The organism is Micromonospora sp. CNZ299 (assembly GCF_002754415.1).
On record NZ_PEFG01000001.1, the window covers coordinates 4299900 to 4326502 of the forward strand.

Here is a 26603-nt window from a genome sequence, read left to right on the forward strand (position 1 = left end):
ATGCCACCGGAGACGCTGCGGTCGCCGCTCAGCGCAGGCGGCGGATGTCGCCGAACGCCCGGTAGAACCCGCCCCGGCCGGCCTCGCGGACCTCGGTCACCAGGTAGCGGGCGCCCGGCTCGCGGATCCCCTTGGGAAACTGCACCGACCAGTCGCGCCGGTAACCGTCGGAGAGCACCTGGACCCGCAACCGCCCCCGATCGTCCAGGCACTGCACCACCACGCCCGCGTCGACGTCGCTGGTCACCTCGACGACCGTCGGCTGCACGGGCCGTGGTGCCTCACGGGGGGCCTTGACGTCGCGCACCTCGGGCACGTCCCCGGCCTGCGCCGCGCGGATCGCCGGCTCGCTCGCGTCGATGCAGGCCAGGTGGCCGCCGGTGGTGACGACGTAGAGCCGGTCGTCCAGGTATTGCATGGAGTATGCCGAGCCGCAGCCGGTGCCGAGCTTCCACAGCCGCGTGCCGGCCGCGTCGAAGCAGTAGATCGAGGACTGGCTGTCACCGGCGAAGACGTACTGGCCGCCCTCCGCGGTGGCGCAGGAGAACACCGGGGCGTCGCACCGGTAGGTGCGTTCCAGTCGCCCTGCCTTGGACAGTCGCACCACCTCGCGGGTGCCGGTGCCGGCGAACACGCTGTCGTGCTCCTGCCAGCCGAAGAGCACCGAACCGGTCCTGGTGTGCCACAGCTCGCCGCCGGTCCGCCACTCGTAGCCGGTCACCCCCTGCGAATGGCCGTGGTAGATGGCGTCGCTGTCGCACCGCACCATCCACGCCGAGCGGCCCCGCCCGGGCCGACGCCACAGGAACTCGTCCTCGTGGTCGACCGCCGTGATCCCGCCGTCGGCATCCGACACGCCCAGCACCCCGTCGTGGATGTCCAGCCAGTAGATGTCGATCTCCGGGGCGATCGCGTACGCCACCCGGGGCATCTTGCCGGAGAGGTCGTAGACGTTGCCGTCATCGCAGCCGGCGTAGATCCAGGCGTCGTCGGCGACGATGCACTTGACCCCGTCGGGGAGGCGCACCTGGCTGCGCACCTGGGCGTCGTGGTCGAGCGTGGTGATCACGCCGTGCTCGTTGCCGACCATGCAGTGCTGCCCGTCGACGAAGATGCCGAAGGCGGGAGCGCCGGAGTCGTAGCGCCAGAGCACCGGAGCGGTGTGGGCGGTGGAGCGGGTGCTGACAATCTGCCGCCGGGAGACGGTGCGCTTCTGTCGGACGCCGGGAACCGCCGGCGCGTAACCCTTGCGGACCTTCTCCCCGATCTTCTTCGCGGCGGCGGCGCGGGCCCGTGCGTTGTCCGGGTAGGCGCTGGCCTTGATCTGCCCCTGGTCGCCGATCCGACCGTAGCGCACGGTCAGCGTGGCGTTGTCGACGATGACCTCGTAGAACTTGTGCGCACCGTCCACTTCGGACAGTTCGAGGTAGGTCGTCTCCTGGGACATGGGGGCCTCCGAGGGGTCAGCGACCGGCCAAACGTGGCCGGCGCGGCGACAGTGCGCACACGCTAACGGCGGCCCCCGACAGAATCGGCGCCCGGCCAGCCCAGCGCGTCGTCGCGGAGGACCGCGTGCGCGCCGACGGTCTGATTGACGATCTGCGTCACCCGCACGTCGACCGCGATGCTGGCCAGCGCCACCGCGTCCGCGCGGCTGAGGCCGTGCAACCGCTGCATCAGGGTCAGCATCGAGTCCAGGGCCATGAACGAGGCGTCGTCGAGGGACGCGCCGACGCCCAGGGTCAGCCACGCGTCCGCGGTGCGGGCCACCGGGCCGGTGACCGGGAAGTCGTCACGGACGTCGAAGGTCAACGTCACCTCGTCCATCGGGCACTCGATCGCGGTGCCGCCGACCTCGCCGTCGCCCTGTGCGGCGTGGCCGTCCCCGACCGAGAACAGCGCGTCGTCCACCGGGATCGGCAGCAGGAGGGTGCTTCCCGCGGTGAGGTCCCGGCAGTCCAGGTTGCCGCCCCACGGGCGCGGCGGGATCGTCGAATGGCGCCCCGGCTCGGCGGGTGGCATGCCGAGCACCCCCATGAAGGGCCGCAGCGCGACAGTGTGGCCATGCTGGTTGCGGCCGGTCATCGTCGCCGGGTCCAGCGTCCAGGCATGCACCACCGGTTGTTCCTGCACGCCGTAGCGCTGGTTGAACCCGCTCGGCCAGCCCCCGGCCACTGTGGTTCCCCAGGTGGCGGGGACGACCGCATCGATGCGTACCGCGAGGGTCTGGCCGGCGCGCGCACCGCGGACCGCGACCGGCCCGACCAACGCGTGACCGTGGTCGGGTTGATGCTGCGCGACCCGGGGCCGGTCCCGGTTCGCTCCGCCGGGATACGGACCGGCCGACCACCAGCAGTCCAGGGTGCGGTACGTGACGGTGTCACCGGGGTCGATGGTGAGCACGGGCGGAAAATCGGGGGAGAAGTAGCCGTGCAGGCTGTCGTCGGAGGGCGTGAGGGTGTGTCGCATCAGTGCAGGCTAGTGGCCCCCGATCCGCGCGACGGGGTGTGCGGCGGGCATCCGGGCGCCCACCGCACACCGGCTCGGTGTCAGCCCGCCGTGCAGGAGCGGATCTGCGGACGAGCGCCGCTGTTGCCGTTGGTCATCGTGGTGAAGCCGAAGGTGTTGCCGCTGCCGTTGGACCGCATGGTCATCACGGTGCCGCTGCTGTCCCAGGTGGCGGTGCCGTTCCAGATGGTGGAGACCCGCTGCGGTGCGGTGATGGCCACCACCACGGTCCAGGTGCTGGCGCCGCTGACCGTCACCGAGGTGTTGTAGCGGTCGCCCCAGACGTTGGTGGTCGACGCCGTCGCCGTGCAGGTGCCGCCGGTGGGTGGCGGGGTGCCACCGTCGGGCGGCGGGGTCGTGCCGTCGGGCGCGACCGCCCGGCCGGTGGACGGCGAGATCATGCCGGGGCACAGGTTGCGGCTGGTCAGGTTGGCCATGATCTGCGGTATGGCGTCGCGGGTGTTCTGGATCCCGTCGTGCATGAGGATGACCTGACCGGCCTGGAGGCGGCTCGCGTTGGCCACGATCTGGCTGACGCTCGCGCCGTTCCAGTCCTGCGAGTCCACGTCCCAGATCACCTGTCGCATGCCGAGCGATGACGCGACGGACTGGAGGGTGGAGTTGGTCTCCCCGTACGGCGGCCGGAACAGCTGTGGCCGGATGCCGGTGGCGGACTGGATCGCCGAACTGGTCTGGGACAGGTCGGACTGCATCTGAGCCTGGCTCATCGAGGTCATGTGGGCGTGGTTCCAGCTGTGGTTGCCGACCCACATGCCGGCGGCCACCTGTGCCTGTGCGGCCGAGCGGTTGTTCTGGACGTTCTGCCCGACGTTGAACATGGTGGCCCGTGCGCCGTTGCTGCGCAGCACGTTCAGCAGCGCGCTGGTGCTGCCGGTCGGACCGTCGTCGAAGGTGAGACCGACGTAGCCGTTGCAGGTGGCGGCGCTCGACGGGGTCGAGGTGGCCGCGAGGACCACGCCGCACATCGCGACGGCTGTGGCGAGGACGGCGAGCGCGGCGCGCAACCGCCTCGACCACAGCGCCGTGCGGGGGAAGAGCTTGCTCATCTGGTGCCCCTTCTCGCGGGAGGCATAACCGGGACATCACGAAGCCGTTGCATCGATCGTGATGGATCGAAGTATTGCAGCGGAATTTCCGGCACGTCAACAAATTCCGGAAGCCGTTCGAAACGAGGTAGGTCGGCCGTGTGCTGGTCCTGGCAGTCGGCCAATCGACCTCCGCTGAGCTGATCCTCGCGGCATCGCTCGCATGCTCCGGAAAATGGCCGAAACTTCCGACGTCCCGCCACCGCTCCGCTGAGGGGCTGGTTCCACCGCAACAGTAAAGAAAGTAAACAGAAAATGTTACAGTCACCTGTGTCTATACCTGGCCGAGTCTGCGGCCAGTGGGGTCCCAGGAAGGAGTGATCACATGACGAGACTGCGCGCGCTGGTCGCGCTGGTGGCACTGACCGTCGTCGGCGGGTTGGCTGCGGTCATCCCGTCGACCGCTGCGTCGGCAGCCGCCTGTTCAGCATCGTGGCAGACCGCGGCCGTCTACTGGGGAGACGCACAGGTCTCCCACAACGGCCGCAACTACCGGGCGAAGTGGTGGACCCAGGCCGAGGCGCCACCGGGTACGACCGGCGTCTGGGAGGATCTCGGCGCATGCGGGGGCGGCACCACGCCGCCGCCCACCGGAGGCACCTGCAACCACCCGAACTGGGCTGCCGGAACCTGGTACGCGGCAGGGGCGATCGTGCGGTACACCAACGGTCTCTACTACGTGGCCGAGCACGACAATCCCGGCTACGACCCCATCGTCAGCACCTGGTACTGGGAGCCCTACACCTGCGGCGGCCAGCCACCCACCACCCCGCCGCCCACCGACCCGGGCGGCTTCGTGGTCACCGAGGCCCAGTTCAACCAGATGTTCCCGGGCCGCAACTCCTTCTACACGTACTCCGGGCTCGTCGCCGCACTCAGCGCCTACCCGGCGTTCGCCAAGAGCGGCAGCGCCACCGTCCAGCGTCAGGAGGCGGCCGCCTTCCTGGCCAACGTGCACCACGAGACCGGCGGCCTCGTGCACGTGGTCGAGCAGAACACCGCGAACTACCCGCACTACTGCGACCCCGGCCAGCCCTACGGGTGTCCGGCCGGGCAGGCCGCCTACTACGGGCGCGGGCCGATCCAGCTCAGCTGGAACTTCAACTACAACGCCGCCGGAAACGCCCTCAACCTGCCCCTGCTGACCAACCCGTGGCTGGTGCAGACGGATGCCGCGGTGGCCTGGAAGACCGGAATCTGGTACTGGATGACCCAGAACGGGCCGGGCACCATGACCGCCCACAATGCGATGGTCGGCGGTGCCGGGTTCGGTGAGACGATCCGGAGCATCAACGGCTCGATCGAGTGCAACGGCGGAAACCCCGCCCAGGTGCAGAGCCGCGTCACGAAGTACCAGCAGTTCGTCGGCATCCTCGGTGTGTCCGCCGGAGCCAACCTCTACTGCTGATCCGCGGCCGGGCCTCGGCGCACGTCGCCGTACGAGTCGGGGCCCGGCAAGCGGTCGTGGGTAGCCCGGCCGGTTTCATCGCCATCAACCCGTTGACACGGCCGTGCTGCGCCCGGAACTATCAGCGACAGTCCACCGCCCCGACTTTCGTTGTTCGCCAACTCCAATGACAACGATGTCAGGCCCCCACCCGCCACGCTCCACTCAGTCCAGACCTTCGACGTACTCGACCCGTTCGAGTCGAAAGGCCCCGTCCCTCATGTCGCATACCCCCCTTGCGCGTTCCCTGTCTCCCCGCCTGATCGCCGCGACGACAGCCGTCCTGCTACCGCTGGGCCTGCTCGTCGCCGCACCCCTGGCCAACGCCGCCCCCACCTCGGCGACGCCCGGCAACTTCAGCTCCTCGTTCGAGACCGCCGACCCGCAACCCGCCACCAGCACCGTGGAGGTCGGCGCGAACGGAAAGCCGGTCCAGGGCAACCTGAGTGGCAAGGTCACCACCCTGCCCGGCAGCCTGCTCGGCCAGGTCAGCGCCGTGACCGCGAGCGACGAGAACCAGCCCCGAGAGATCGCCGCGAACCTCAAGGACGACGACTCGTCGACCAAGTGGCTGATCTTCCAGTCGAGCGGCTGGGTGACCTACCAGCTCGCCAAGCCGGCCACAGTGCTGCGCTACTCGCTGACCTCGGCCAACGATGCACCGTCGCGCGACCCCAGGGACTTCGTCGTCCAGGGCTCCAACGACGGCAGCACCTGGACCGACCTGGACAAGCGCGTCGGCCAGACGTTCAGCGGCAGGTACGCCACCAACAGGTACAGCTTCACCAACACCAGCGCCTATGCCTTCTACCGGCTGAACGTCACAGCGAACTCCGGTGACTCGCTCGTGCAGCTCGCCGACTGGAACATCAGCGACGGCTCGGACGTCCGTCCGCCGGCCACGCCGATGGTCAGCGAAGCCACCGCCGGTCCGAACGGCGGCTACACCACCAAGCCGGACGCCGGGTTCACCGGGCTGGCCGCGCTGCGCTACTCCGGTGGCGCCGAGGGCGACGGCCGGTCTTACGCGACCAACAAGCTGTTCGACGTCAACGTGCCGGTCGGGCCGAAGACCCGTCTGTCGTACAAGATCTTCCCGGAGTTCACCACGGGCAACGCCCGGTACCCGTCCACCTACGCCGCCGTCGACCTGCACTTCACCGACGGCAGCTACCTGAGTGGGCGCTCGCCCGTCGACCAGCACGGCTACCTGCTCACCGGTGCCGGCCAGGGCGCGTCGAAGGTGCTCTTCGCCGACCAGTGGAACCTGGTGCAGGCCGACCTCGGCACCATCGCCCGCGGCAAGACGATCGACCGCATCCTGCTGGCGTATGACAACCCGCAGTCCACCGGGGACACCCAGTTCCAGGGGTGGCTCGACGACATCGAGCTGACGGCCGCGCCGACGTCGATCGACGGCACGAAGCTGACCAACTACGTGGACACCCGCCGGGGCACCAACTCGACGGGCGGTTTCTCGCGCGGCAACAACCTGCCGATCACCGCGGTGCCGAACGGCTTCAACTTCTTCACCCCGGTGACCGACGCGACCTCCAACTCCTGGGAGTACGAGTACCACCGGATCAACAACGCAGCCAACCTGCCGATGTTGCAGGGGCTCGCGATCTCCCACGAGCCCAGCCCGTGGATGGGTGACCGCAACCAGATGTCGGTCATGCCCGTCGTCGGTGGCGGTTCCCTCACCGGCCAGCCCGCCAGCCGTGCGCTGGCCTTCAGCCATGACGACGAGACCGCGCAGCCGGACCTCTACCGGGTCGCGCTCCAGAACGGCCTGGTCGCGGAGATGTCGCCCACCGACCACGCCGGGATCATGCGGTTCACCTTCCCCACCGGGCAGGCGACCGGAAGCCTCGTCTTCCACAACGGCACCTTCACCATCGGCACGGACGGCACCCTCACCGGCTGGGTCGACAACGGAAGTGGCCTGTCGGCCGGTCGTAGTCGCATGTTCGTGTCCGGTGCCTTCGACCGGGCGCCGACGGCGACCGCCGCGACCTCGGCCACCTTCGACGTCTCCACCACCCGGGAGGTGACGATGCGCCTCGCGACGTCGTTCCTCTCCGTCGACCAGGCGCGCCGCAACCTCGATCTGGAGGTCACCGGCAAGAGCTTCGACCAGGTCCACGCCGCCGCGACGGCGATGTGGAAGGACCGGCTCGGCCGGGTCGAGGTGCGTGGCGCCACCGAACCGCAGCTGGTCTCGATGTACTCGAACCTGTACCGGCTGAACCTCTACCCGAACTCGCAGTCGGAGAACACCGGCACCGCCGCCGCGCCGCGCTGGCAGTACGCGAGCCCGGTCTCGGCGCCGACCGGCGCGTCGACCCCCACCCAGACCGGTGCGAAGATCGTCGACGGGCAGATCTACGTCAACAACGGGTTCTGGGACACGTACCGCACCGTGTGGCCCGCCTACGCGCTGCTGTACCCGGACGTCGCCGCCCGGATCTCCGACGGGTTCGTCCAGCACTACCGCGACGGCGGTTGGATCGCCCGCTGGTCGTCACCCGGCTACGCCGACCTGATGACCGGCACCAGCGCCAACGTGGCTCTGGCCCAGGCGTACCTCACCGGGGTCAAGCTGCCCGACCCGCTCGCGGCGTACGACGCGGCCGTCAAGGACGCGACCGTCGCGTCCGGGCGCAGCGCGGTCGGACGCAAGGGCATCGAGACGTCGCTGTTCCTCGGCTACACGCCGACCTCCACCGGGGAGTCGGTGTCGTGGGCGCTGGAGGGCTTCATCAACGACTACGGCATCGGCAACATGGGTGCGGCCCTCGCCAAGGACCCGGCCACGCCGAAGTCGGAGCGCGCCCGGCTCAAGGAGGAGTCGCGCTACTTCCTGGAGCGTGCCCGCAACTACGTCCACCTCTTCGACCCGAAGTCGAAGCTCTTCCAGGGTCGCGACGCCGCCGGTAACTTCCTCGCCGGCGACCCGCTGGACTGGGGTGGCGTCTACACCGAGACCAACGGATGGAACTTCGCCTTCACCGCCCAGCAGGACGGTCAGGGTCTGGCCAACCTGCTCGGCGGGCAGAAGGCGCTGCGGGACAAGCTCGACACGTTCTTCTCCACCCCGGAGAACGCCGACCGACCCGGCGGGTACGGCGGCGTCATCCACGAGATGATCGAGGCGCGCGCGGTGCGGATGGGTCAGCTCGGCATGAGCAACCAGCCGTCGCACCACATCCCGTACATGTACAACTTCGCCGGCGCGCCGGCGAAGACCCAGGCGACGGTACGGGAGATCCTGCGGCGCCTCTACGTCGGCAGCGAGATCGGCCAGGGCTACCTGGGCGACGAGGACAACGGCGAGATGTCGTCGTGGTACATCCTCAGCTCGCTGGGCATCTACCCGCTGCAGGCCGGGTCGTCCGAGTGGACCATCGGTTCGCCGCAGTTCACGAAGATGACAGTGCGTCGCACCACTGGCGACATCGTCGTCAACGCGCCGAGCAACAGCACCCGCAACGTCTACGTGCAGGATGTGTTGGTCAACGGCAAGAAGCAGCGCGGTCTGTCCCTGGACGTGGCCGCACTCGCCAAGGGCGGCACCATCGACTTCCAGATGGGCCCCAACCCGTCCTCCTGGGGCAGCGGCAGGAACGACGCGCCGCCGTCGTTGACCAAGGGTGACCAGGCGCCGAAGCCGTTGCAGGACACCACCGGCCCCGGCCTCGGCACCGCGACCGCAACCGGCGGTCAGGACGCGTCGAAGCTGTTCGACGACTCGTCCACCACGCAGCTGACCTTCACCTCGGCGACCCCGCAGATCTCCTGGGCGTTCCGTGGTGGAAAGCAGAAGCCGACGTACTACACCGTCACGTCCGGGGCGAGTGCTGGCGATCCGGCGGACTGGCGACTGCAGGGCTCCAACGACGGCATCACGTGGACCACTGTGGATTCCCGCAGGGACCAGGTGTTCCGGTGGCGCAGTCAGACCCGCCCGTACACGATCGACAAGCCGGGTCGGTTCGCGCAGTTCCGTCTCGCGGTCACGAAGACCGTCGGCGCCGCGCAGACCAGTCTCGCCGAGATCGAGTTGCTCGCCGGAGGCGACGTGGCCGTCGGAGGCGGCGACATCGCGGTGACCGCCGCGTCCGGCGTGCACGCGGCGTCCGGCGTACCGGTCTCGGTGCCGCTGGCCTCTGTCACCGGTGGCACCGAGACCGGTTACCGGGCCACGATCGACTGGGGTGACGGCACACCGGTCACCGAGGGCACCGTGACGCTGAGCTCGCGGGCCGTCTACAACGTCGGTGGGTCGCACACCTACGCCACGCCGGGCTACCACCAGGCGAACGTCACGGTGACCGACGGCGAGAGCCAGAGCTCCGCGACGGTCGGCGTCGAGGTGGCGTACGCCCCGACCTCCGGCCTCACCGCCGCGTTCGACACCGTCTGCGTCGGTGACGAAGGCGTCCTCGCGGCGGACTGCGACGCCAAGTCGTGGGCGTACTCGCGGGCCGCCCTGGCGGCGGGCGGTGCGACGCAGGGCCAGCGGCAGCAGGTCCCGGGGACCGCGTTGCAGTTCACGCTGCCGGTGATCCCGGCCGGGCAGCCGGACAACGCCACCGGCAACGGTGCCACGGTCCTGCTCGACCTGCCGGAGGACGCGAAGAGCATCTCCTTCATCGGCGCCGGAACGCAGGGCAACCAGAGCACCACCGGCACGGCGAACTTCAGTGACGGCAGCACGGCCAGCATCCCGATCCAGATGAGCGACTGGACGCTGGGCGGCAACGCCAACGGCACCCCGTCCTACGGCAACATCGTCGTTGCCCGGACGGCGTACCGATTGAACGGCACGAGCCGGGACGGCGCCCAGCCGTTCCTGTTCGCGACCGCGCCGTACCAGATCCCGGCGGGCAAGACGCTGGTGTCGGTGACCCTGCCGACGCAGACCGGTGACCCCCGCACGGCGGGCCGGATCCACGTGTTCGCCGTCGCCAACGACGGCACGCCGGCCCCCGCGCTGGCCACTGTCGCCCCGAAGGACCAGACGGCGAACGCCGGGCAGGCCCTCGCGGCGAACCTCGGTTCGGTGACCGGCGGCGCTCCCGGCACGACCGGCTACCGTGCCCGCGTCCAGTGGGGTGACGGTACGGCTCCGGACGACGTCACCATCGGTGCGTCCGGTGCGATGAGCGGGCAGCACACCTACACGCGGGAGGGCACCTACACGGTGCACGTCACCGCGTGGGACACGCTGTCGAGCAGCATCGAGGCCTTCACCGTGACCGTCGCGCGGGGCGGCTCCCAGCCGACGATCGCGCTGTCGGCTGCCGGCGCCGTCACCACCGGCGGCACTGTCACCGTCGACGGCAGCGGGTTCGCCGCCGGTGAGCAGGTGACCGTCAGCGTCGGCACCGACCCGGCCCGGGCCACGAAGGTCGCGGCCTCCGCGACGGGCACGGTCCGCGTCTCGGTCCCGACCTCCGGCGAGGCACAACCCGGCCGGTACGCGGTCACCGCGACGGGCGCGTCGACGCGGACGCCGGCCACGGCCACCGTCCAGGTGACCGGGCAGGCCCAGGCGCCGACCTACCAGCCGCGGGTGGCACTGCTGACCACCTCGGGTCCGCGTGGCACGTCGATCACCATCGACGGTTCCGGGTTCGTTCCGAACGAGGCGGTCACGATCACCGTCGGGAACGGCCTCGCGGTCAGCACGGTTCGCGCGAACGGTGACGGTGTCATCTCCGGCGCGACGGTCAGCGTTCCGGGTGCGGCGAAGGCGGGCGCGACCAGCGTCACGCTGAGCGGTGAGAAGTCGGCGACGAAGGTGTCCCGGCCGTTCACCGTCACCGGCTAGAACGAAGTCGACGGGTTGGGCGGGTCGTACTCACGGCCCGCCCAACGTCTGAGCCGTCGGCGTTCGAACGTTGATCGACTCGGTTTTACGGAAGTCGGGGCATCGAGGCGCCGTGGATGCCCCGACTTCCGTGAACGCGAGTGGATCATGCAGGGGAGTGGGCCTGCGGCGCGCCCAGTCGGAGCTGCCAGCGTGCCCCCCGACCGGTGAGCCGGACGATCGCCAGCGGCTCCACGTCCACCTGCCGGTAGGTCGCCAACGGCAGGTCGAGGACGTGCACGACCGCGACCCGGATCACCAGCGGGTGGGTGATCGCCGTGATCCGCTGACCGCGACCCCGTTGCCCGTCCAACCACTGACCGACCCGTTCCCGTACCGCGGCGACGGACTCGCCGCCGTGCGGCGCGGACTCCGGTGCGGACATCCACGTGTGCAGCGCCTGCGGCTGCTCCACGGCGATCTCCTCGAACGACCGTCCGGCCCAGTCGCCGTAGTCACAGTCGGCCAACGCCGCCTCGATCGTCGGCAGCAGACCGAAGGCGGCGGCGGTCTGCCGGGCCGCCTCCGCTGGGCTGCACAGGCAGGCGCCGCCCTCGCCCAGGTGCCCACGCCGGTCCGGTCCGGCGTGGGCCTGAGCGAGGGCGGCGCGCAGACCGCCCTCGTCCAGGCCGTCGTCGGGTCCGCCGAAGCGGGCCCGGCGCAGGGCGGCGGTGTGACCGTGGGCGACCAGCCGGAGGCTGGTGGCGGTCACGTGCTGGGCAGCGCGGCGGCGGCCCGACGGCGTCGATCGTGGTGCATCAGGGCCGCGAACAGTAGGCCGATCCCGGTCCAGAGCACCACCTGGGTGCCGAGGGAGGCCAGTCGGAAGTTCCACAGCAGCGTCGCGGGGAAGTCGGTGGGGACCTCCTGGAACGACGGAAGCACCACGTAGGACGCGACGGTGACCAGCAGGAAGCCGCCGACGGCCGCGGCGACGCGTTGCCACAGTGGCGCCTGCGCGCCGACTGACCGGTAGCCCAGCGAGCCCGCCCACACGGCCACCAGACCAAGCACCACCATCAGCAGGTAGGTGGCGGTGCGTTGGTTGATGGTGGCCGGGTCGCCGACCGCCGGCGGGTTAGCCGGGTACTTGAGGAACGGCACGATCACCGCGCCGAGCAGCGCCGCACCGGCCAGCAGCAGGCCGGAGCGCCCGTCGTCGTCGGTCCGTCGCCGACGGGCCAGCAGGACGTACGCCGTGGCCAGCAGACCGCCCATCGCGGCGCCGAACAGGCCGGTGGCCAGGAACAGCCCGCCGCGCTGGCCGCTCCGGGTGACCAGGGCCTCGTCGTGCTGGTGCCCTCCAGCGGCGGGTTCGGCGTGCGAGGCCGCCTCCTCGATAGCGATGGCGGCCTCGACGTGCGGTTCGCCGGCGACGTAGGCGAACGTCCCGGCGAGCAGGCCAGCGATCAGGCCGGCGAGCAGGCCGCGGACGAGGACGGTGAGGAACGGGGGAGCGGTGGTGGCGTTCAGTGGCACGGAACACCGAGCAGGTGCCGGCCGTCGTGCATGAGCTCGTGCAGGTACGTCCCGCTGCGCGACACCGCACCCTGGTCGAACGCGACGAGGTAGGCCAGCAGGGTGAGCGCGACGACGGTCGCCAGGACCGTCCACAGAAGACGCGTGGTGCCAGCGGGATTCACCAACGGCTGGCTGGACGTGGAGCTGGACATATGATCACGAACCTCCCCGGGGATGACGCGTCCCCATCGCAAGGCTGCGGACGACCGAGCGTCCTGGCTCGCGGGCCCCATTTCTAGGTGGGGGAACCGCTCACAGTGGCGCGACCGCGCCGGAATCACACCGGCTTCCCTCGCGTCGCCGCAGATAGTGGGTCGACGGTATCGGTGCCGCCGCAGGCGGTCAACCCGGCCCCGCAGTGGGTGAAGCGCCTGTGCCCGAGGATTCAGCGCCGCCCGATTCGTCAGATCAAAACCCGATCGCTGGTGGCGGCATCGTCCGCCGCCGCCAACCCGACGCGACGGCGAAGCTCTCCGAGCCGGTGGCCGGGTGGACGGCGCGGCCTGGACGACGGTGGAACCGCAGCCCGCTGTCGAGCACGCGCTCGACAGCGATCGGCCCGGGCCGGCTGATTTTCGGCTCGGGCCGGCCGGTGTGTCTGCTCGCCGCCTCGTGCACCGGCTGAGTCGGAACGAGGCGAGCGCGGCGGGCGTCGAAGGCATAGCATGTTATCGATAACAATCGGATTGTGGTTCGTTGGCTCGCGGGGCGGCCATCGACGACAGGTCATGCCGTTCTGGTCGGACGTAGGGCTTCGAAGGCTCGCGTAACGACGGCAAAACATGGTCGCAAGACCTTGGCAACACACGTACGTGCATGGCATGGTAACGCCTGATCAAGGGAAACATCCGACCTATCTCCATGGGTGGTGCGGGCCCAGAGTCCGTCTCTCCCTGCCGAGGAGGCTCGGCCGGTCACCGGTGCTCCGCTCGCCGACGGCTCTCCCGTCGCGTGCGGCGCCACGCTTGGGGAGGTCAGGGCCGACGATGAGCACCGTCGAGGCAACCACCGGCACGCAGCACGGCACGCCCAGCGACTGGTTCCGGGAACGGATCTCCCACGCCGTCTCCGAGCTGACCGCCGCCACCGCGCTCGTCGTGCTGTTCATCGTGTTGAGTTTCGCCAGTCCCTACTTCCTGACCGCGGACAACCTCTTCAACATCGGGGCGCAGACCGCGGTGATCGCCATCATCGCCACGGCGCAGACGATGGTCATCATCACGAAGGGCATCGACCTCTCCGTGGGATCGGTCGCCGCGCTCGCCGGCGTGGCGGGGGCGATGGTCGTACGCGACCTCGGCTTTCCACTCTGGGCGGCGACGGCGGTCGCGATCGGCGTCGGCGCACTGGCCGGGCTGCTCAACGGGCTGCTGGTGACCGTGGCTCGGATCCCACCGTTCATCGCGACGCTGGGAACGATGTCTGTCGGACGAGGGCTCGTCTTCATCATCACCGGGGCGGTCGGCGTCTACGGCCTGCCCCGATCCTTCCAACTGCTCGGCAACGGGGAGATCGTCGGCATTCCGTTCGCCGTGGTGATCACCGTTCTGGTCGCCGTCGGTGTCGCCTTCCTGCTCTCCCAGACCCGCTTCGGCCAGTACACGTACGCGATGGGCTCCAATCTGGAGGCCGCACGCCGATCGGGCATCCGGGTCGGTCGGCACCTGACCGGCGTGTACGTGCTGGCGGGTGTGCTGGTCGGTCTGGGCGGCATGATCGCGGCCTCCCGGGTCAACTCCGGTCAGCCGAACTACGGGATCTCGCTGGAGCTCGACGTCATCGCCGCCGCGGTCATCGGCGGGGCCAGCCTCTTCGGAGGTCAGGGCCGGATCGTCGGGACCATCATCGGCGCGTTCCTCATCGCCCTGGTCCGCAACGGCGCCGTCCTGCTCGACATCAGCATCCACTACCAGCAGGTGATCGTCGGCCTGATCATCTGGGCCGCCGTCTACTTCGACCAGTACCGCCGCCGGCGGCTGGAATCACGGGGTTGACATGCCATTCCGAGAGTCCGAACGAGGAAGGACACACACCATGGCACACACCACCACCAGCGGGCGGGCACGAGGGCGACTCCTGCGCGCGCAGGCGATTCTGGCCGTGGCTGCGGCGACCGCTCTGCTCAGCGCCTGCGGCGGGGTCGAGGTCCGGGACGGAGGCGACGGCGCGACCAAGGACGCGAGCGGGCCGTTGAAGCTCGCCGTCGTCCCGAAGGCGGTCGGGGCCGACTACTGGAACACGGTGAAGGCGGGTGCCGAGTGCGCCGCGCAGCGCGCGGGTGACGTCACCGTCCAGTGGGACGGGGTTACCACCGAGACCGATGTCGAGGGTCAGGTCAACCTGATCCAGAACTACGTCACCAAGAAGGTCGACGGCATCGTCTACGCGGCCACCGACTCCAGTGCGCTGGCGCCCGCCACCGACAAGGCGCTCGCCGCGAACATCCCGGTCGCGATGATCGATTCCGGCACCAGCCCGCAGCCGCCGAACGTGCCGCTGTTCGCCACCGACAACCGCGCGTCGGCCACCGAGGCGGCGAAGCTGCTCGCCACCGAACTCGGCCCCGGCAACCACGAGGTGGCGCTGGTCGAGTTCCAGCCCGGGTCGCAGACCAACACCGAGCGGGTCGACGGCTTCAAGGCCGGTCTCGCCCAGTATCCGAACCTGAAGCTGGTCGGTCAGCAGCCCAGCCGCAGTGACGTCAACGAGGCACGACGCGTCACCGAGAACATCCTCACCGCCAACCCCAACCTCGCGGGCGTCTTCGCGGCCAACGAGCCAAGTGTGCTCGGCGCCGCGCAGGCCATCCAGGCGGCCGGCAAGTCCGGCAAGGTGGTCATCATCGGGTGGGACGCCGCCCCGGACGAGATCGCCGGGGTACGCAGCGGCCAGATCTCCGCGCTGGTCGTGCAGAACCCCTTCAAGATGGGCTACTTCGGCGTCGACAAGATGGTCAAGCACCTGCGGGACAAGGCGCCGCTGGCATCGGCCGACACCGGCGTCACATTCGTCACCAAGGAGAACATCGACTCCGCGGAGATCAAGGCGGTGCTCGAGCCCAGCTGCGCCAACCCCCCGGTGCAGTGATGGGTACGACCCCGACGGCCACCGCCGACAGCGACCGGCAGCCCACCGCCGACGAGCCGCCGGTCCTCGAAGCCCGTGGCATCGTCAAGCGGTTCGGGCACGTCGAGGCGCTGCGCGGCGCCGACTTCACTGTCCACCGGGGTGAGGTCGTCGCGCTGATCGGCGACAACGGCGCCGGGAAGAGCACCCTCATCAAGACGCTGTCCGGTGTGCACCCGCCCGACGAGGGCGAGATCCGGGTCGGTGGTCGTCCCGTCCGGTTCTCCACCCCGGTCGACGCCCGGCGCGCCGGGGTGGAGACCGTCTACCAGGACCTCGCCGTCGCCGACGACCTCAGCGTGGCCGCCAACCTGTACCTCGGGCGGGAGATCCTGCGCTCCGGGTCGCTCGGTCGGCTCGGGCTGCTCGACAAGCGCGCGATGCGGCTGGGCGCGGCCGCGGCCCTTGACGAGCTGGGCGTACGGATCCCGCGGGTCACCACCCCGATCGCGATGTTGTCCGGGGGGCAACGGCAGTGCGTCGCGGTGGCCCGCGCCATCATCTGGGCGACCAACGTGGTCATCCTCGACGAGCCCACCGCCGCACTCGGTGTCGTCCAGACCGGGCGGGTGCTCGACGTGGTCCGGCGCGCCCGCGACGCCGGCATGTCGGTGGTGCTGGTGAGCCACAACATGCCGCAGGTGCTCGAGATCGCCGACCGGGTCGAGGTGCTGCGCCTCGGTCGGCGGGCGGCCCGACTGCGCGCCGACGAGGTCACCACCGACGACCTGGTGGCGGCCATGACCGGGAGCACCAGTGTGGAACGCGACGAGCGGTGACCGTGGCCGGCGACCGCGTGCGCGTTCACGACCGCGCGGTGTCCGAGTTGGCCTCGGCGTCGTCGGGCAACCCATACAACGACTCCTCCACCCCGATCAGGTGGTTGGCCATCCGGATGCGGGCCCGCTCCGGGTCACGTGCCGCAAGGGCCTTGAGGATCGCCACGTGCTCGTCGTGGGTGCGCCGGTCCGCGCCTTCCTCGTGCAGGCTCCGCCACAGCCGGCCCCGCACGGTGCGCCCGGCGAACGCCTCGATCAACCCGACGAGCACCGGATTCTCGGCGTGCACCGCGATGATCCGGTGGAAGGCGATGTCGATCTCGAGGATGCGCTCGTGGTCCTGCGGTGACTGGCCGACCATCCGGGCCGCCTCGGCGAGCAGGTCCCCGGCCTGGGCGAGGGCCTCGTCGGTCATCCTGGTCGCCGCCAGTTGGGCGGCCTCGCACTCCAGCAGTCGCCGGACGGTGTGGATGTGCCGGGGGTCGCCCTGGCCCTGGAAGTCCACCACGAAGCCCATCGGGGCCAGCAGTTGCGGCGCGTCGAGGTTGGTGACGTAGGTGCCGTCACCCTGACGGATGTTGACGATGCCGAGGATCGACAGAGCCGACATGCCCTCGCGCAGCGAGCCCCGCGAAACGCCGAGCGACTCGGCGAGGTCCTTCTCGATGGGCAGTCGGTCCCCGGGCTTGAACTGCCCTTCGAGGATCATCCGCTTGATGCCGTTCACCACTTCGTCGGTGCGCGACATGACACCCCCTAGCGGCCGGCGGGGGTGGCCGTCCCACCCGCGATCACGTACGGCTCCGAGGATGACACGGTAGTCGGGTCCGACGCCGCCCAGTAGTGGCCGTCGGGAAACCGGTAGAGCGCGACCGACTCGGGACGCATCCGGGTGGAGTAGCCGGGCTGGCTGGGCAGGACGTAACCGCTGCCCGAGCCGGTGTCCCGGACGACGCACGGGTCGGTGAAGTGCTCGTGCAGGTGGTCGACGAACTCGGTGACCCGGTCGGTGAGATCCCCGGAGATCGCGACGTAGTCGAGCACCGACACGTGTTGGACCATCTCGCAGAGCCCTACCCCGCCGGCGTGGGGGCACACCGGCACGTCGAACTTCGCGGCGAGGAGCAGCACGGCGACGATCTCGTTGATGCTGGCCAGCCGACCGGTGTCCAGCTGGCAGAAGTCGATGGCCCCGGCCTGGAACAGCTGCTTGAACATCACCCGGTTGTGACAGTGCTCGCCGGTGGCCACGCCGATGGGAGCGACAGCGCGGCGGACGGCCGCGTGGCCCAGGATGTCGTCGGGACTGGTCGGCTCCTCGATCCACAGGGGTGTGAACTGGGCGAGGGCCTTGACCCACTCGATGGCCTGACCGACGTCCCAGACCTGGTTGGCGTCGATCATCAGGTTGCGGTGCGGGCCGAGGATCTCCCGGGCGATACCACAGCGGCGGATGTCGTCGTCGAGGTTGGCGCCCACCTTGAGCTTGACGTACCCGTAGCCGGCGTCCACCGCCTCCTGGCAGAGCCGGCGCAGTTTGTCGTCTCCGTAGCCGAGCCAGCCGGCCGAGGTGGTGTAGGCGGGGTAGCCGGTGCGGTCGAGCTCGGCGAGGCGGTCGGCCCTGGTGCTCTCCTTGGCCCGCAGGATGGCCAGTGCCTCGTCCCGGGTCAGCGCGTCGGACAGGTAGCGCAGGTCCGCGATGTCGACGAGTTGCTCGGGGGACATGTCGACGAGCAGTCGCCACAGCGGCTTCCCGGCGAGCCGGGCGACCAGGTCCCATGAGGCGTTCAACACGGCGGCGAGGGACAGGTGGACGACGCCCTTCTCCGGCCCGAGCCACCGCAGTTGGCTGTCGGAGGTGAGGAGTCGGTAGACCGCGCCCATGTCCGCGGCCATCGTCGCCACGTCCAGGCCGACCAGAAGCTGCGCCTGGTGCACCGCGGCCGCGGCGACGATGTCGTTGCCTCGACCGATGGTGAAGGTCAGCCCGTGACCCGCGAGCGGCACGCCCACGCTGTCGACACCGTCGGTGTGCAGGATGACGTACGCCGCCGAGTAGTCGCCGTCCTTGTTCATGGCGTCGGACCCGTCGGCGGTCAGTGAGGTGGGAAAACGGACGTCCTCGACGGTGACGGCGGTGATCTGCGGCATGCGCTCCTCGCCCGGCTAGGCAAAAGATCGGATGATCACCCGGAGTATACGGAGGGCGGTTCTGGCGCGTCAACGATGTCGATCGACATCCGATCGGATACATCCGACGTTTCTGCGTTTCATGATCGGCGCTGAGACGCTGGGCGATGCCGACCGCCCTCGTCGGAAGGGAGCGGTGGCGCGGTGGGCCTGGCCAGAGCGGGGAAGATTGCCCAACACACCCAACCCCGGTGTCGGCAAGCCGCCGACACCGGGGTTCCGGTCAAGCCGTCAGGGACGTGGCCACGCCCGTGGTCAGCCAGTTCAGGCTGCGCTGGACCGGCTCCGGCGCGCCGGCGAAGGCGGCCTCGACCGCCGACCGGCCCTCGGTGAAATGACCCCAGCCCTCATAGTGCACCGGCACCACCGTGTGCGCCCCAACGAGAGCGCACAGCTCGACACCGTCGGTGGCTGTCATCGTGTAGCGCAGCGGACCTGTCAGGCCGAACCGCACCGCGCCCAGGTGCAGCAGCGTGGTGCCGATGGTGAACCGTTCGGCCACCTGCCGTACCCCCCGGTACAGGACCGTATCGCCGGTGATCCACAGGGCGCCGTGCCGCTGTCCCTGCCAGCGCAGCACGAAACCGGTCACCTCTCCGGCCACCGGTCGGCTCAGCGGCGGTCCGTGCCGGCACGGGGTCGCGGTCACCTCGATGGCTGGCCGGCCGGGCGCGGTCAACTCGGTGCTGCGCCAGGGCCGGAGCCCGGTGGTCGGCGGGCCGACCCGGCGGGCGCCGCTGACGGTGGTGACGACCCGACCGGCGGACGGCAGCAGAGCGCGGCCGCTGTCGTCGAGGTTGTCGGCGTGGTGGTCGTGCGTCAGCAGCACCACGTCGATGTGGCCGAGTGACTCCGCCGGCAGTGCCGGGCCGGTCAGCTTGCGCGACGCGGTGCCCCAACCGAACTTGTACGTCCGGCCCGGAGCGTCGAATGTCGGGTCGGTGAGGATGCGCCAGCCGTCCACCTCGACCAGCATGGTCGGCCCGCCGATGTGGGTGATCCGCAGGTCGCTCACCGGGCGTGCCGCAAGGCCCAGTCGAGGACCTCGTCGGCGATCTCCTGCCAACCCTTCTGGGCCGGTAGGAGATGGGCGTAGCCGTCGTACTCCCGGCGCTCGGTGATGGTGTTCGACTTGTAGTGCTTGGCGTTCGACTCCTGGATCGCCGGCGGCATGATGTGGTCCTCGGAGCCGGAGACGAACAGCAGCGGCGCCCGGTTGTCATTGTGGTAGTCGACCCAGGTGTCCTGGTGCCCGGGCTGGAAGTTCGCCAGCACGCTGCCCCAGAGGATGCCGCCGTTGGCCGGGATGGCATAGCGCTGCCACAGCGCCCGGCCCTCCTCCTCGGTGAACGTGTTGGTGAAGGCGTACTGCCACTCCTCGAACGTCAGCGGCACGACCCTGTGCCGGTTAGCCGGGTTCTTCAGCACCGGGAACGTCGACTTCACCTGCGACAGCGGCACCACCCGCACGCCCTCGGTCGGCGCTGAGTTCATCGCGACGCCGGCCGCGCCGAAGCCGTGGTCGAGCAGGATCTGCGTGAACGCGCCACCGGCCGAGTGCCCGATGATGATCGGCGGCGAGTTCAGTCCACGGAGCACACTCTCGTAGTGGCCGATGATCTGCGGCACCGTGGAGTGCAGGATCGGTGTGGGATCGGCGTTCAGGGCCTCCACCTCGACCTCGTAACCGGGGTAGGCGGGCGCGATGACCCGGAAGCCCTTGCTCTCGTAGTGGGTGATCCAGTTCTCCCAGCTGCGTGGGGTGACCCAGAATCCGTGGACGAGCATGATGGTGTCGGGTGCCATGTCAGGCGTCCTTTCCAGAAGGAATGTCGAGCAGGTCGCGGCCGAGTTGGTCCCTGTGCGTGTTGGTGGGGTCGTCTGGCGCCCCCGGGGTAAACCAGCAGACGGGCGTTCTTGATGCGGGCGGCGGATGCCTGCCCGCCCACCGCGAAGGGGACGACCTGGTCGTCGTCGCCTCCCTCACCTTCGCCCCGGACGGTGCGAATCTAACGTCGGCGCTTCGATTTCTGACCGGCTCTGCGTGCACGAACGTTGTCCACAGCGCACGATCAGGAAGGCGGCGTCTCCTCGCACGAGCGGCGCCACTGGGCGGGTGAGAAGCCGTAGCGGGCCTTGAACCGTCGGGTGAAGTGCGTCGAGTCCCGGAAACCCCAACGGCGTGCGATCACGGCGACCGGCAGATGCCGCTTGTCCGGCCGGCGCAGATCGTGCCACGCGCCCTGGACCCGTTCGCTGATGATCCACTGCTCGAGGCTGATGTCGGCGTCCGCGCAGACCTTGTAGAGGTGTCGCAGGGAGATGTTGTGTGCCGCGGCGATGTGGCCGGGCGTGAGGTCGGGGTCGGCCAGATGCTGGCGGACGTACGTGCGGACGCGGGTGAGGATGGTCTCGGCGAGCACCTGCCTCGCGAGCCGCTCGGTGCGGTCGGCGGATGCCAGCAGTGCCCGGGCCAACTCGATGCTGGTGGTGGTGACGATCGCCGCCGTCGGGTCGGCCGTGATCCGCGCCGGATTCCTGGTGAGGTTCGTGATGTGGTCGGTGACCATGCGGTACAGCGGACTGCCTCGCAGTCGGTGGATGGCATGCCGGATGACGTCGATCGGCAGTCCGAGCTGGTCACTGGGAATCTGGATGCAGCCGGCCGCTCCCTCGCCGGACCAGGAGTAGTCGTACGGCGCTGACAGGTCGACGGCGAGGAGTTCGCCCGGCGGAACCACCTGTAGGTGCTTGTGCTGATTGAGGTGGCCGTGGGCGCGTTTCTGCACGGACAGGGCGACGACCGGCATCGCATCCTGTCTGGCGAGTTTGGCCGTACGCAGCAGGCGGATACCGGAGGAACGGCTGACGAAGATGTTGCTGTTGCCGAGGTCCCACAGCTCCATCCGGCAGAAGATGTCGCCGCCGGGATCCTCATGGATGACGTGACATGGTGCCGACGCGTGCAGCATCGCCGTCTTGATGGCCTCGATACGATCCGGAAGCGGTATGACCGCGGTGTCGAGCACGTACGGCATGAGTCCGCTTCCACTGTCGGAGCGCCTGACCCCCGAGGATAGGCGGAGCAGGGTCGAGCACGGTACCCCCGAGTCGTCTCCCGAGGCGCGCCTGAGCGCGGTCACCCTGGTGCCTGGCTGACGGGCGCAATCATGAATCCGCCGCTGAACGGCGTGCGGACTCCCGGCCGTGACGGTCGTCACCGGACCCCGCCGCCGACACGCCCGGGGCCGACATGTGGGGTGTGACAACGCCTGCATCCCTATATATGGTGTCGAGCGCAGCTGGTTCGACCGCTCATCCGGTGCGGTCGAGGCAAGAGGGAACCCGGTGGAAATCCGGGACTGTCCCGCAGCGGTGAGTGGGAACGACCGCCGTCATCAGCACTGGGCCACCAAGTGGCCTGGGAAGCGACGGCCAGTAGGAGACCGGCCAGCCCGGTTGTGCCCACGAGTCCGAAGACCTGCCAGCGCGCCGCGTACCCGCACCCGGGTGGGCGGCGGTCCGAGGCCGCGTGGGACGGCTGACGCCACCTGACCCACGCCGTGCCGGCGTGGCGTCCGTCGGTGTCTGTCTCCTCGCGTCCGGACCACCAGGTCTCGAACTCCGAGGAGCGAGTGGTGACAGTCACCGAGATAGTCCCCGTCAGCGCCGACGCGACAGTGCGGCGGACGCCGATGCAGGTCCGCAAGCGCAACGGCGCCACCGAACCCGTGGACGTGAACAAGATCGTCCGGGCGGTCGAGCGGTGGGCCGACGACCTGACCGACGTCGATCCGATGCGCGTCGCCACCCGCACCATCAGCGGCCTGTACGACGGCGCGACGACGGCCGAGCTGGACCGGCTGTCCATCCAGACCGCGGCCGAGATGATCGGCGAGGAGCCGCAGTACTCGCGCCTCGCCGCCCGGCTGCTGGCCGGTTACGTCGACAAGGAGGTGCGTCGGCAGGGCATCACCTCGTTCAGCGCGGCGATCCGGGTCGGCCACGCCGAGGGCCTGATCGGAGACGACACCGCCGCGTTCGTCGCCGCACACGCCACGATGCTCGACGCCGCCGTCGATCCGGACGGTGACCGGCGATTCGAGTACTTCGGCCTGCGTACGGTGGCCGACCGGTACCTGCTGCGCCACCCCACCAGCCGGCTGGTGCTGGAGACCCCGCAGTACTGGCTGCTGCGGGTGGCCTGTGGTCTGTCCACCACGCCCGACGAGGCGACCGGTTTCTACCGGCTGATGTCCAGCCTGGCCTACCTGCCCAGCTCGCCGACGCTGTTCAACTCCGGCACCCGGCACACCCAGATGTCCTCCTGCTATCTGGTCGACTCCCCGCTCGACGAGTTGGACTCGATCTACCAGCGGTACGCCCAGGTCGCCAACCTGTCCAAGTTCGCCGGGGGCATCGGCATCGCGTACTCCCGGGTCCGGTCCCGGGGCGCGCTGATCCGCGGCACCAACGGGCAGTCCAACGGGATCGTGCCGTGGCTGCGCACGCTGGACGCGAGCGTCGCCGCGGTCAACCAGGGTGGCCGGCGCAAGGGCGCGGCCTGCGTCTACCTGGAGCCGTGGCACCCGGACGTCGAGGAGTTCCTGCAACTGCGCGACAACACCGGCGAGGACGCCCGACGCACCCACAACCTGAACCTCGCCAACTGGGTCCCCGACGAGTTCATGCGCCGGGTCGAGGCCGACGAGATGTGGTCGCTGTTCGACCCGCACGAGGTGCCCGAGCTGCCCGACCTGTGGGGTGAGCGGTTCGACGCCGCCTACCGCGAGGCCGAGGCGCAGGGCCGCTACGTGCGGCAGGTCCCGGCCAGGGAGCTGTACGGGAAGATGATGCGGACCCTGGCCCAGACCGGCAACGGGTGGATGACCTTCAAGGACGCCGCCAACCGGTTGTGCAACCAGACCGCCGAGCCGGGCAACGTGGTGCACCTGTCCAACCTCTGCACCGAGATCGTCGAGGTGTCCAGCGACGCCGAGACGGCCGTGTGCAACCTCGGTTCGGTGAACCTCGCCGCCCACCTCACCGACGGTGGCATCGACTGGGAGCGGCTGCGCGCCACGGTCCGTACCGCTGTGACGTTCCTGGACCGGGTCATCGACATCAACTACTACCCGACCTCGCAGGCGGCGGCGAGCAACCCCCGCTGGCGGCCGGTCGGGCTCGGGCTGATGGGCCTTCAGGACGTGTTCTTCGCGCTGCGGCTTCCGTTCGACTCGCCGGCCGCGCGGGAGCTGTCCACCCGGGTCAGCGAGGAGCTGTACCTGACCGCGCTGGAGACATCGGCCGATCTGGCGCGTCGCTTCGGCGCGCATCCGACCTTCGCGCAGACCCGGGCCGCGCGGAGTCAGTTGCAGCCCGACCTGTGGGGCGTCGAGGGTACGCAGACCGCCCGCTGGGAGGCGCTGCGCGAGCGGGTCGAGGCGTACGGGCTGCGCAACTCACTGTTGGTGGCGGTCGCCCCGACCGCGACCATCGCCTCGATCGCCGGGTGCTACGAGTGCATCGAGCCGCAGGTGTCGAACCTGTTCAAGCGCGAGACCCTGTCGGGAGAGTTCCTGCAGGTCAACACCGCTCTGGTACGCGAGCTGAAGGCCCGCGGTCTGTGGACCGAGCGGATCCGGTCGGCGATCAAGCGGGCCGAGGGGTCGGTGCAGGACATCGCCGAGCTGCCGGCCGGCGTACGGGAGTTGTTCCGCACCGCGTGGGAGCTGCCGCAGCGCGCTTTGATCGACCTGGCCGCAGCCCGTGCCCCGTTCATCGACCAGTCCCAGTCGCTGAACCTGTTCCTGGCCGCACCGACCATCGGCAAGCTGTCCTCGATGTACCTGTACGCCTGGAAGGCCGGGCTGAAGACCACCTACTATCTGCGCTCCCGCCCCGCCACGCGGATCCAGCAGGCCACCGTCAGCGCTGTCGCACCCGTCGCACCCGTCTCCGTCGACGCGGAGGCGCTGGCCTGCTCGCTGGAGAACCCCGAGTCGTGCGAGGCCTGCCAGTGACCGCCGCCGACACCACCGCCGCCGACACCAGCACCACCGACACGAGGACCACGCACATGCTGCTCGACCCCGGGATGGACCTCACCCTCCGCCCGATGCGCTACCCGCACTTCTTCGACCGGTTCCGCGACGCCATCCGCAACACCTGGACCGTCGAGGAGGTCGACCTGCACGCCGACCTCGCCGACCTGGACAAGCTGTCGCCGGCCGAGCGGCACCTGGTCAGCCGCCTCGTGGCGTTCTTCGCCACCGGCGACACGATCGTCGCGAACAACCTTGTGCTCAACCTGTACCAGCACGTCAACAGCCCCGAGGGCCGCCTCTACCTGTCCCGGCAACTGTTCGAGGAGGCCGTGCACGTCCAGTTCTACCTCAACCTGCTCGACACGTACGTGCCCGACGAGACCGAGCGCTTCGCCGCCTTCGCCGCCATCGAGAACATCCCCTCGATCCGTCGCAAGGCCGAGTTCTGCTTCCGCTGGATCGACTCGCTCAACGACCTGCGGGAGCTGCGGTCCCGGGAGGACCGGCGGACGTTCCTGCTCAACCTGATCTGCTTCGCCGCCTGCATCGAGGGGCTGTTCTTCTACGGTGCCTTCGCGTACGTCTACTTCCTGCGCTCCCGTGGCCTGCTGCACGGCCTGGCCTCCGGCACCAACTGGGTGTTCCGGGACGAGTCGATGCACATGGCGTTCGCGTTCGACGTGGTGGACACCGTTCGCGCCGAGGAGCCGGACCTGTTCGATGACGACCTCGCCGACCAGGTTCGGCGGATGCTCACCGAGGCCGTCGAGTGCGAGGTGCAGTTCGCCGAGGACCTGTTGGGCCACGGTGTACCCGGTCTGACGTTGACCGACATGCGAGAGTATCTCCAGCACGTCGCCGACCGTCGCCTCGCCCAGCTCGGCATCGCCCCGCACTACGGGTCGACCAACCCGTTCGCCTTCATGGAGTTGCAGGACGTGCAGGAGCTGTCCAACTTCTTCGAGCGGCGCGTCTCGGCGTACCAGGTCGGGGTGAGCGGCACCGTCGCTTTCGACGACGACTTCTAGACGACCGATCCGGGGGCCTGGCGTCGCTTGGTGAGCCACCGCATCACGTGCAGGGGGTGCGACGCCGGGTCCGGAATCGGGTGGAAGACCTGTTCGACAGCGCCGTCGACGATGATCAGCGTCAACCGCTCGTAGAGCGTCATGTCACCGGCGGCGCGGGTCGGCAGACGCAGCGCGTCGGCCAGCGTCAGCCTCGGGTCGGGGATCAGCGGGTAGGGCAACCGCAGCCGGTGCGCGAGTTCCCGCTGGTATCCGGTCGACTGCGCGGACAGGCCGTACACCCGGGCGGCGCCGGCCGCGCGCAGTTCCGCGTGGTGGTCGCGGAACCAGGCGGCCTGCTCGGTGCTGCCCCGGGCGCCATGGACCTCCAGCAGCCCGTTGGGCAGGTCGACGCCCGGCCGTCCGGTCAGTGGGTACACGAAGATGACGGTGCGCCCGTCGCCGAGCGCACCGAGATCGACCGGGCGGCCGTCGGTGCCGTAGAAGGACAGGGGTGGCAGGCTGGTGCCGACCAGCACGGCGGGGTCGGTGCCGGCCGCCGCGCTGCCGGGCACGACCTGGGTCGCGGCCGCGTCGAGGCGGGCGTCCAGCGCGTCCCGCTGGGCGGTCAGTTTGCCGATCCGCTCCTGCAGGCCGGTGATGGTGCTGCGGTACGTGGCCACCGCCGCCGCGCACACGTCGGCGTCGTCGGCGCCACCGGCGATCGACTCGACGAACGGGCGGGTCTCCTCGACGGTGAGGCCGAGCGCCATCAACTCGCGGATCTGTGCCACCAGCCGCACCGCGATCGCGTCGTACTCCCGGTAGCCGTTGCCCAACCTCCGGGGCACGACCAGCCCGGCCGACTCGTAGTACCGCAAGGCCCGGACCGTCGTCCCGGTCCTTCGCGCCAGCTCACCCACCCGCATCCCGCGACCCTAAACCCGCACCCTGGGGTACGGGTCAACGTGTCCATCGTCGCGGTGCCAGGACCGCC

Annotated in this window: 19 protein-coding genes and 2 riboswitches; of the genes, 7 read left to right on the forward strand and 12 right to left on the reverse strand. The window is 69.7% G+C overall.

All coding sequences use genetic code 11. The features are described from left to right. Positions 1-28 precede the first annotated feature (28 nt). From CLT68_RS19420 to CLT68_RS19430, 3 genes are all read right to left on the reverse strand, one after another. The gene (locus tag CLT68_RS19420) at positions 29-1447 is read right to left on the reverse strand and encodes a WGR domain-containing protein (protein WP_099852630.1); all 1419 of its coding nucleotides are present in this window, start codon (positions 1445-1447) and stop codon (positions 29-31) included. A 62-nt stretch (positions 1448-1509) separates the two neighbouring features. Then, positions 1510-2469, reverse strand: coding sequence for an acetamidase/formamidase family protein (locus CLT68_RS19425; protein ID WP_099852633.1), 960 nt, complete (start codon positions 2467-2469; stop codon positions 1510-1512). Positions 2470-2549: 80 nt separating this feature from the next. Then, positions 2550-3575: a polysaccharide deacetylase family protein gene (locus CLT68_RS19430; protein WP_088947805.1), complete on the reverse strand. Its 1026-nt coding sequence runs from the start codon at positions 3573-3575 to the stop codon at positions 2550-2552. A 364-nt stretch (positions 3576-3939) separates the two neighbouring features. On the opposite strand from CLT68_RS19430, the gene CLT68_RS19435 reads away from it, so the two are divergent. Both CLT68_RS19435 and CLT68_RS19440 read left to right on the forward strand, forming a co-directional pair. Beyond that, positions 3940-5022, forward strand: coding sequence for a glycoside hydrolase family 19 protein (locus CLT68_RS19435; protein WP_099852635.1), 1083 nt, complete (start codon positions 3940-3942; stop codon positions 5020-5022). 259 nt (positions 5023-5281) lie between these two features. Further along, complete coding sequence (locus CLT68_RS19440; protein ID WP_099852638.1) at positions 5282-10897, forward strand: GH92 family glycosyl hydrolase; 5616 nt, start codon at positions 5282-5284, stop codon at positions 10895-10897. A gap of 145 nt (positions 10898-11042) precedes the next feature. On the opposite strand, the gene CLT68_RS19445 is transcribed toward CLT68_RS19440, so the two are convergent. Genes CLT68_RS19445 through CLT68_RS19455 form a run of 3 tightly spaced genes read right to left on the reverse strand, consistent with a single transcriptional unit; the run spans position 11043 to position 12609 of the window. Beyond that, complete coding sequence (locus CLT68_RS19445; RefSeq protein WP_199177089.1) at positions 11043-11648, reverse strand: histidine phosphatase family protein; 606 nt, start codon at positions 11646-11648, stop codon at positions 11043-11045. After that, on the reverse strand, positions 11645-12415 hold the full coding sequence (locus CLT68_RS19450) for a CbtA family protein (RefSeq protein WP_099852639.1): 771 nt from the start codon (positions 12413-12415) through the stop codon (positions 11645-11647). Before CLT68_RS19450 ends, CLT68_RS19445 begins: the two co-directional genes overlap by 4 nt. After that, complete coding sequence (locus CLT68_RS19455; protein WP_088947809.1) at positions 12406-12609, reverse strand: CbtB domain-containing protein; 204 nt, start codon at positions 12607-12609, stop codon at positions 12406-12408. Before CLT68_RS19455 ends, CLT68_RS19450 begins: the two co-directional genes overlap by 10 nt. Positions 12610-12644: 35 nt before the next feature. Next, positions 12645-12791: riboswitch (cobalamin riboswitch) on the reverse strand. Positions 12792-13443: 652 nt separating this feature from the next. Between CLT68_RS19455 and CLT68_RS19460 the strand changes: the two genes are divergently transcribed. From CLT68_RS19460 to CLT68_RS19470, 3 genes are read left to right on the forward strand one after another with little or no spacing between them, the layout of a single operon-like run. After that, positions 13444-14451, forward strand: coding sequence for an ABC transporter permease (locus CLT68_RS19460; RefSeq protein ID WP_099852642.1), 1008 nt, complete (start codon positions 13444-13446; stop codon positions 14449-14451). A gap of 40 nt (positions 14452-14491) precedes the next feature. Beyond that, positions 14492-15544, forward strand: coding sequence for an ABC transporter substrate-binding protein (locus CLT68_RS19465; protein ID WP_099852644.1), 1053 nt, complete (start codon positions 14492-14494; stop codon positions 15542-15544). Next, positions 15544-16362: an ATP-binding cassette domain-containing protein gene (locus tag CLT68_RS19470; protein WP_099852646.1), complete on the forward strand. Its 819-nt coding sequence runs from the start codon at positions 15544-15546 to the stop codon at positions 16360-16362. The genes CLT68_RS19465 and CLT68_RS19470 overlap by 1 nt, the downstream gene beginning before the upstream one ends. A gap of 25 nt (positions 16363-16387) precedes the next feature. Here CLT68_RS19470 and CLT68_RS19475 read toward each other — a convergent pair whose 3' ends face one another. The 5 genes from CLT68_RS19475 to CLT68_RS19500 form a co-directional block, all read right to left on the reverse strand. Beyond that, a complete protein-coding gene (locus CLT68_RS19475) occupies positions 16388-17110 on the reverse strand; it encodes a FadR/GntR family transcriptional regulator (protein ID WP_099852649.1) in 723 nt (240 codons plus the stop codon). Between the two features lie 8 nt (positions 17111-17118). After that, positions 17119-18513, reverse strand: a complete 1395-nt coding sequence (locus CLT68_RS19480) for an enolase C-terminal domain-like protein (protein ID WP_099852652.1) — start codon at positions 18511-18513, stop codon at positions 17119-17121. 262 nt (positions 18514-18775) lie between these two features. After that, positions 18776-19567 (reverse strand): MBL fold metallo-hydrolase, encoded by a 792-nt coding sequence (locus tag CLT68_RS19485; RefSeq protein ID WP_099852655.1) that lies wholly within the window; start codon positions 19565-19567, stop codon positions 18776-18778. Continuing rightward, entirely contained in the window at positions 19564-20358 is a 795-nt protein-coding gene (locus CLT68_RS19490; protein WP_099852657.1) for an alpha/beta fold hydrolase, read from the reverse strand. The genes CLT68_RS19485 and CLT68_RS19490 overlap by 4 nt, the downstream gene beginning before the upstream one ends. 266 nt (positions 20359-20624) lie before the next feature. Further along, positions 20625-21590 (reverse strand): helix-turn-helix domain-containing protein, encoded by a 966-nt coding sequence (locus CLT68_RS19500; protein ID WP_099852660.1) that lies wholly within the window; start codon positions 21588-21590, stop codon positions 20625-20627. Positions 21591-21838: 248 nt separating this feature from the next. Next, a riboswitch (cobalamin riboswitch) is annotated at positions 21839-22055 on the forward strand. A gap of 192 nt (positions 22056-22247) precedes the next feature. On the opposite strand from CLT68_RS19500, the gene CLT68_RS19505 reads away from it, so the two are divergent. Both CLT68_RS19505 and CLT68_RS19510 read left to right on the forward strand, forming a co-directional pair. Beyond that, entirely contained in the window at positions 22248-24575 is a 2328-nt protein-coding gene (locus CLT68_RS19505) for a ribonucleoside-diphosphate reductase subunit alpha (RefSeq protein WP_486482444.1), read from the forward strand. Positions 24576-24631: 56 nt separating this feature from the next. Beyond that, positions 24632-25627 carry a ribonucleotide-diphosphate reductase subunit beta gene (locus CLT68_RS19510; protein WP_099857358.1) on the forward strand — a complete coding sequence of 332 codons (996 nt, stop codon included), beginning with the start codon at positions 24632-24634 and terminating at the stop codon, positions 25625-25627. On the opposite strand, the gene CLT68_RS19515 is transcribed toward CLT68_RS19510, so the two are convergent. Continuing rightward, positions 25624-26535 carry a MerR family transcriptional regulator gene (locus CLT68_RS19515; RefSeq protein ID WP_099852666.1) on the reverse strand — a complete coding sequence of 304 codons (912 nt, stop codon included), beginning with the start codon at positions 26533-26535 and terminating at the stop codon, positions 25624-25626. The genes CLT68_RS19510 and CLT68_RS19515 overlap by 4 nt on opposite strands. Positions 26536-26603 lie beyond the last annotated feature (68 nt).

What these genes read in the sequence shown, in the direction of transcription:
- CLT68_RS19455 (WP_088947809.1), bottom strand. Translation starts at nt 12,609, where the DNA reads ATGTCCAGCTCCACGTCCAGCCAGCCGTTGGTGAATCCCGCTGGCACC.
- CLT68_RS19505 (WP_486482444.1), top strand. Translation starts at nt 22,248, where the DNA reads ATGCAGGTCCGCAAGCGCAACGGCGCCACCGAACCCGTGGACGTGAAC.
- CLT68_RS19460 (WP_099852642.1), top strand. Translation starts at nt 13,444, where the DNA reads ATGAGCACCGTCGAGGCAACCACCGGCACGCAGCACGGCACGCCCAGC.
- CLT68_RS19480 (WP_099852652.1), bottom strand. Translation starts at nt 18,513, where the DNA reads ATGCCGCAGATCACCGCCGTCACCGTCGAGGACGTCCGTTTTCCCACC.
- CLT68_RS19515 (WP_099852666.1), bottom strand. Translation starts at nt 26,535, where the DNA reads ATGCGGGTGGGTGAGCTGGCGCGAAGGACCGGGACGACGGTCCGGGCC.
- CLT68_RS19500 (WP_099852660.1), bottom strand. Translation starts at nt 21,590, where the DNA reads ATGCCGTACGTGCTCGACACCGCGGTCATACCGCTTCCGGATCGTATC.
- CLT68_RS19440 (WP_099852638.1), top strand. Translation starts at nt 5,282, where the DNA reads ATGTCGCATACCCCCCTTGCGCGTTCCCTGTCTCCCCGCCTGATCGCC.
- CLT68_RS19435 (WP_099852635.1), top strand. Translation starts at nt 3,940, where the DNA reads ATGACGAGACTGCGCGCGCTGGTCGCGCTGGTGGCACTGACCGTCGTC.
- CLT68_RS19425 (WP_099852633.1), bottom strand. Translation starts at nt 2,469, where the DNA reads ATGCGACACACCCTCACGCCCTCCGACGACAGCCTGCACGGCTACTTC.
- CLT68_RS19470 (WP_099852646.1), top strand. Translation starts at nt 15,544, where the DNA reads ATGGGTACGACCCCGACGGCCACCGCCGACAGCGACCGGCAGCCCACC.
- CLT68_RS19490 (WP_099852657.1), bottom strand. Translation starts at nt 20,358, where the DNA reads ATGGCACCCGACACCATCATGCTCGTCCACGGATTCTGGGTCACCCCA.
- CLT68_RS19475 (WP_099852649.1), bottom strand. Translation starts at nt 17,110, where the DNA reads ATGTCGCGCACCGACGAAGTGGTGAACGGCATCAAGCGGATGATCCTC.
- CLT68_RS19465 (WP_099852644.1), top strand. Translation starts at nt 14,492, where the DNA reads ATGGCACACACCACCACCAGCGGGCGGGCACGAGGGCGACTCCTGCGC.
- CLT68_RS19420 (WP_099852630.1), bottom strand. Translation starts at nt 1,447, where the DNA reads ATGTCCCAGGAGACGACCTACCTCGAACTGTCCGAAGTGGACGGTGCG.
- CLT68_RS19510 (WP_099857358.1), top strand. Translation starts at nt 24,632, where the DNA reads ATGCTGCTCGACCCCGGGATGGACCTCACCCTCCGCCCGATGCGCTAC.
- CLT68_RS19430 (WP_088947805.1), bottom strand. Translation starts at nt 3,575, where the DNA reads ATGAGCAAGCTCTTCCCCCGCACGGCGCTGTGGTCGAGGCGGTTGCGC.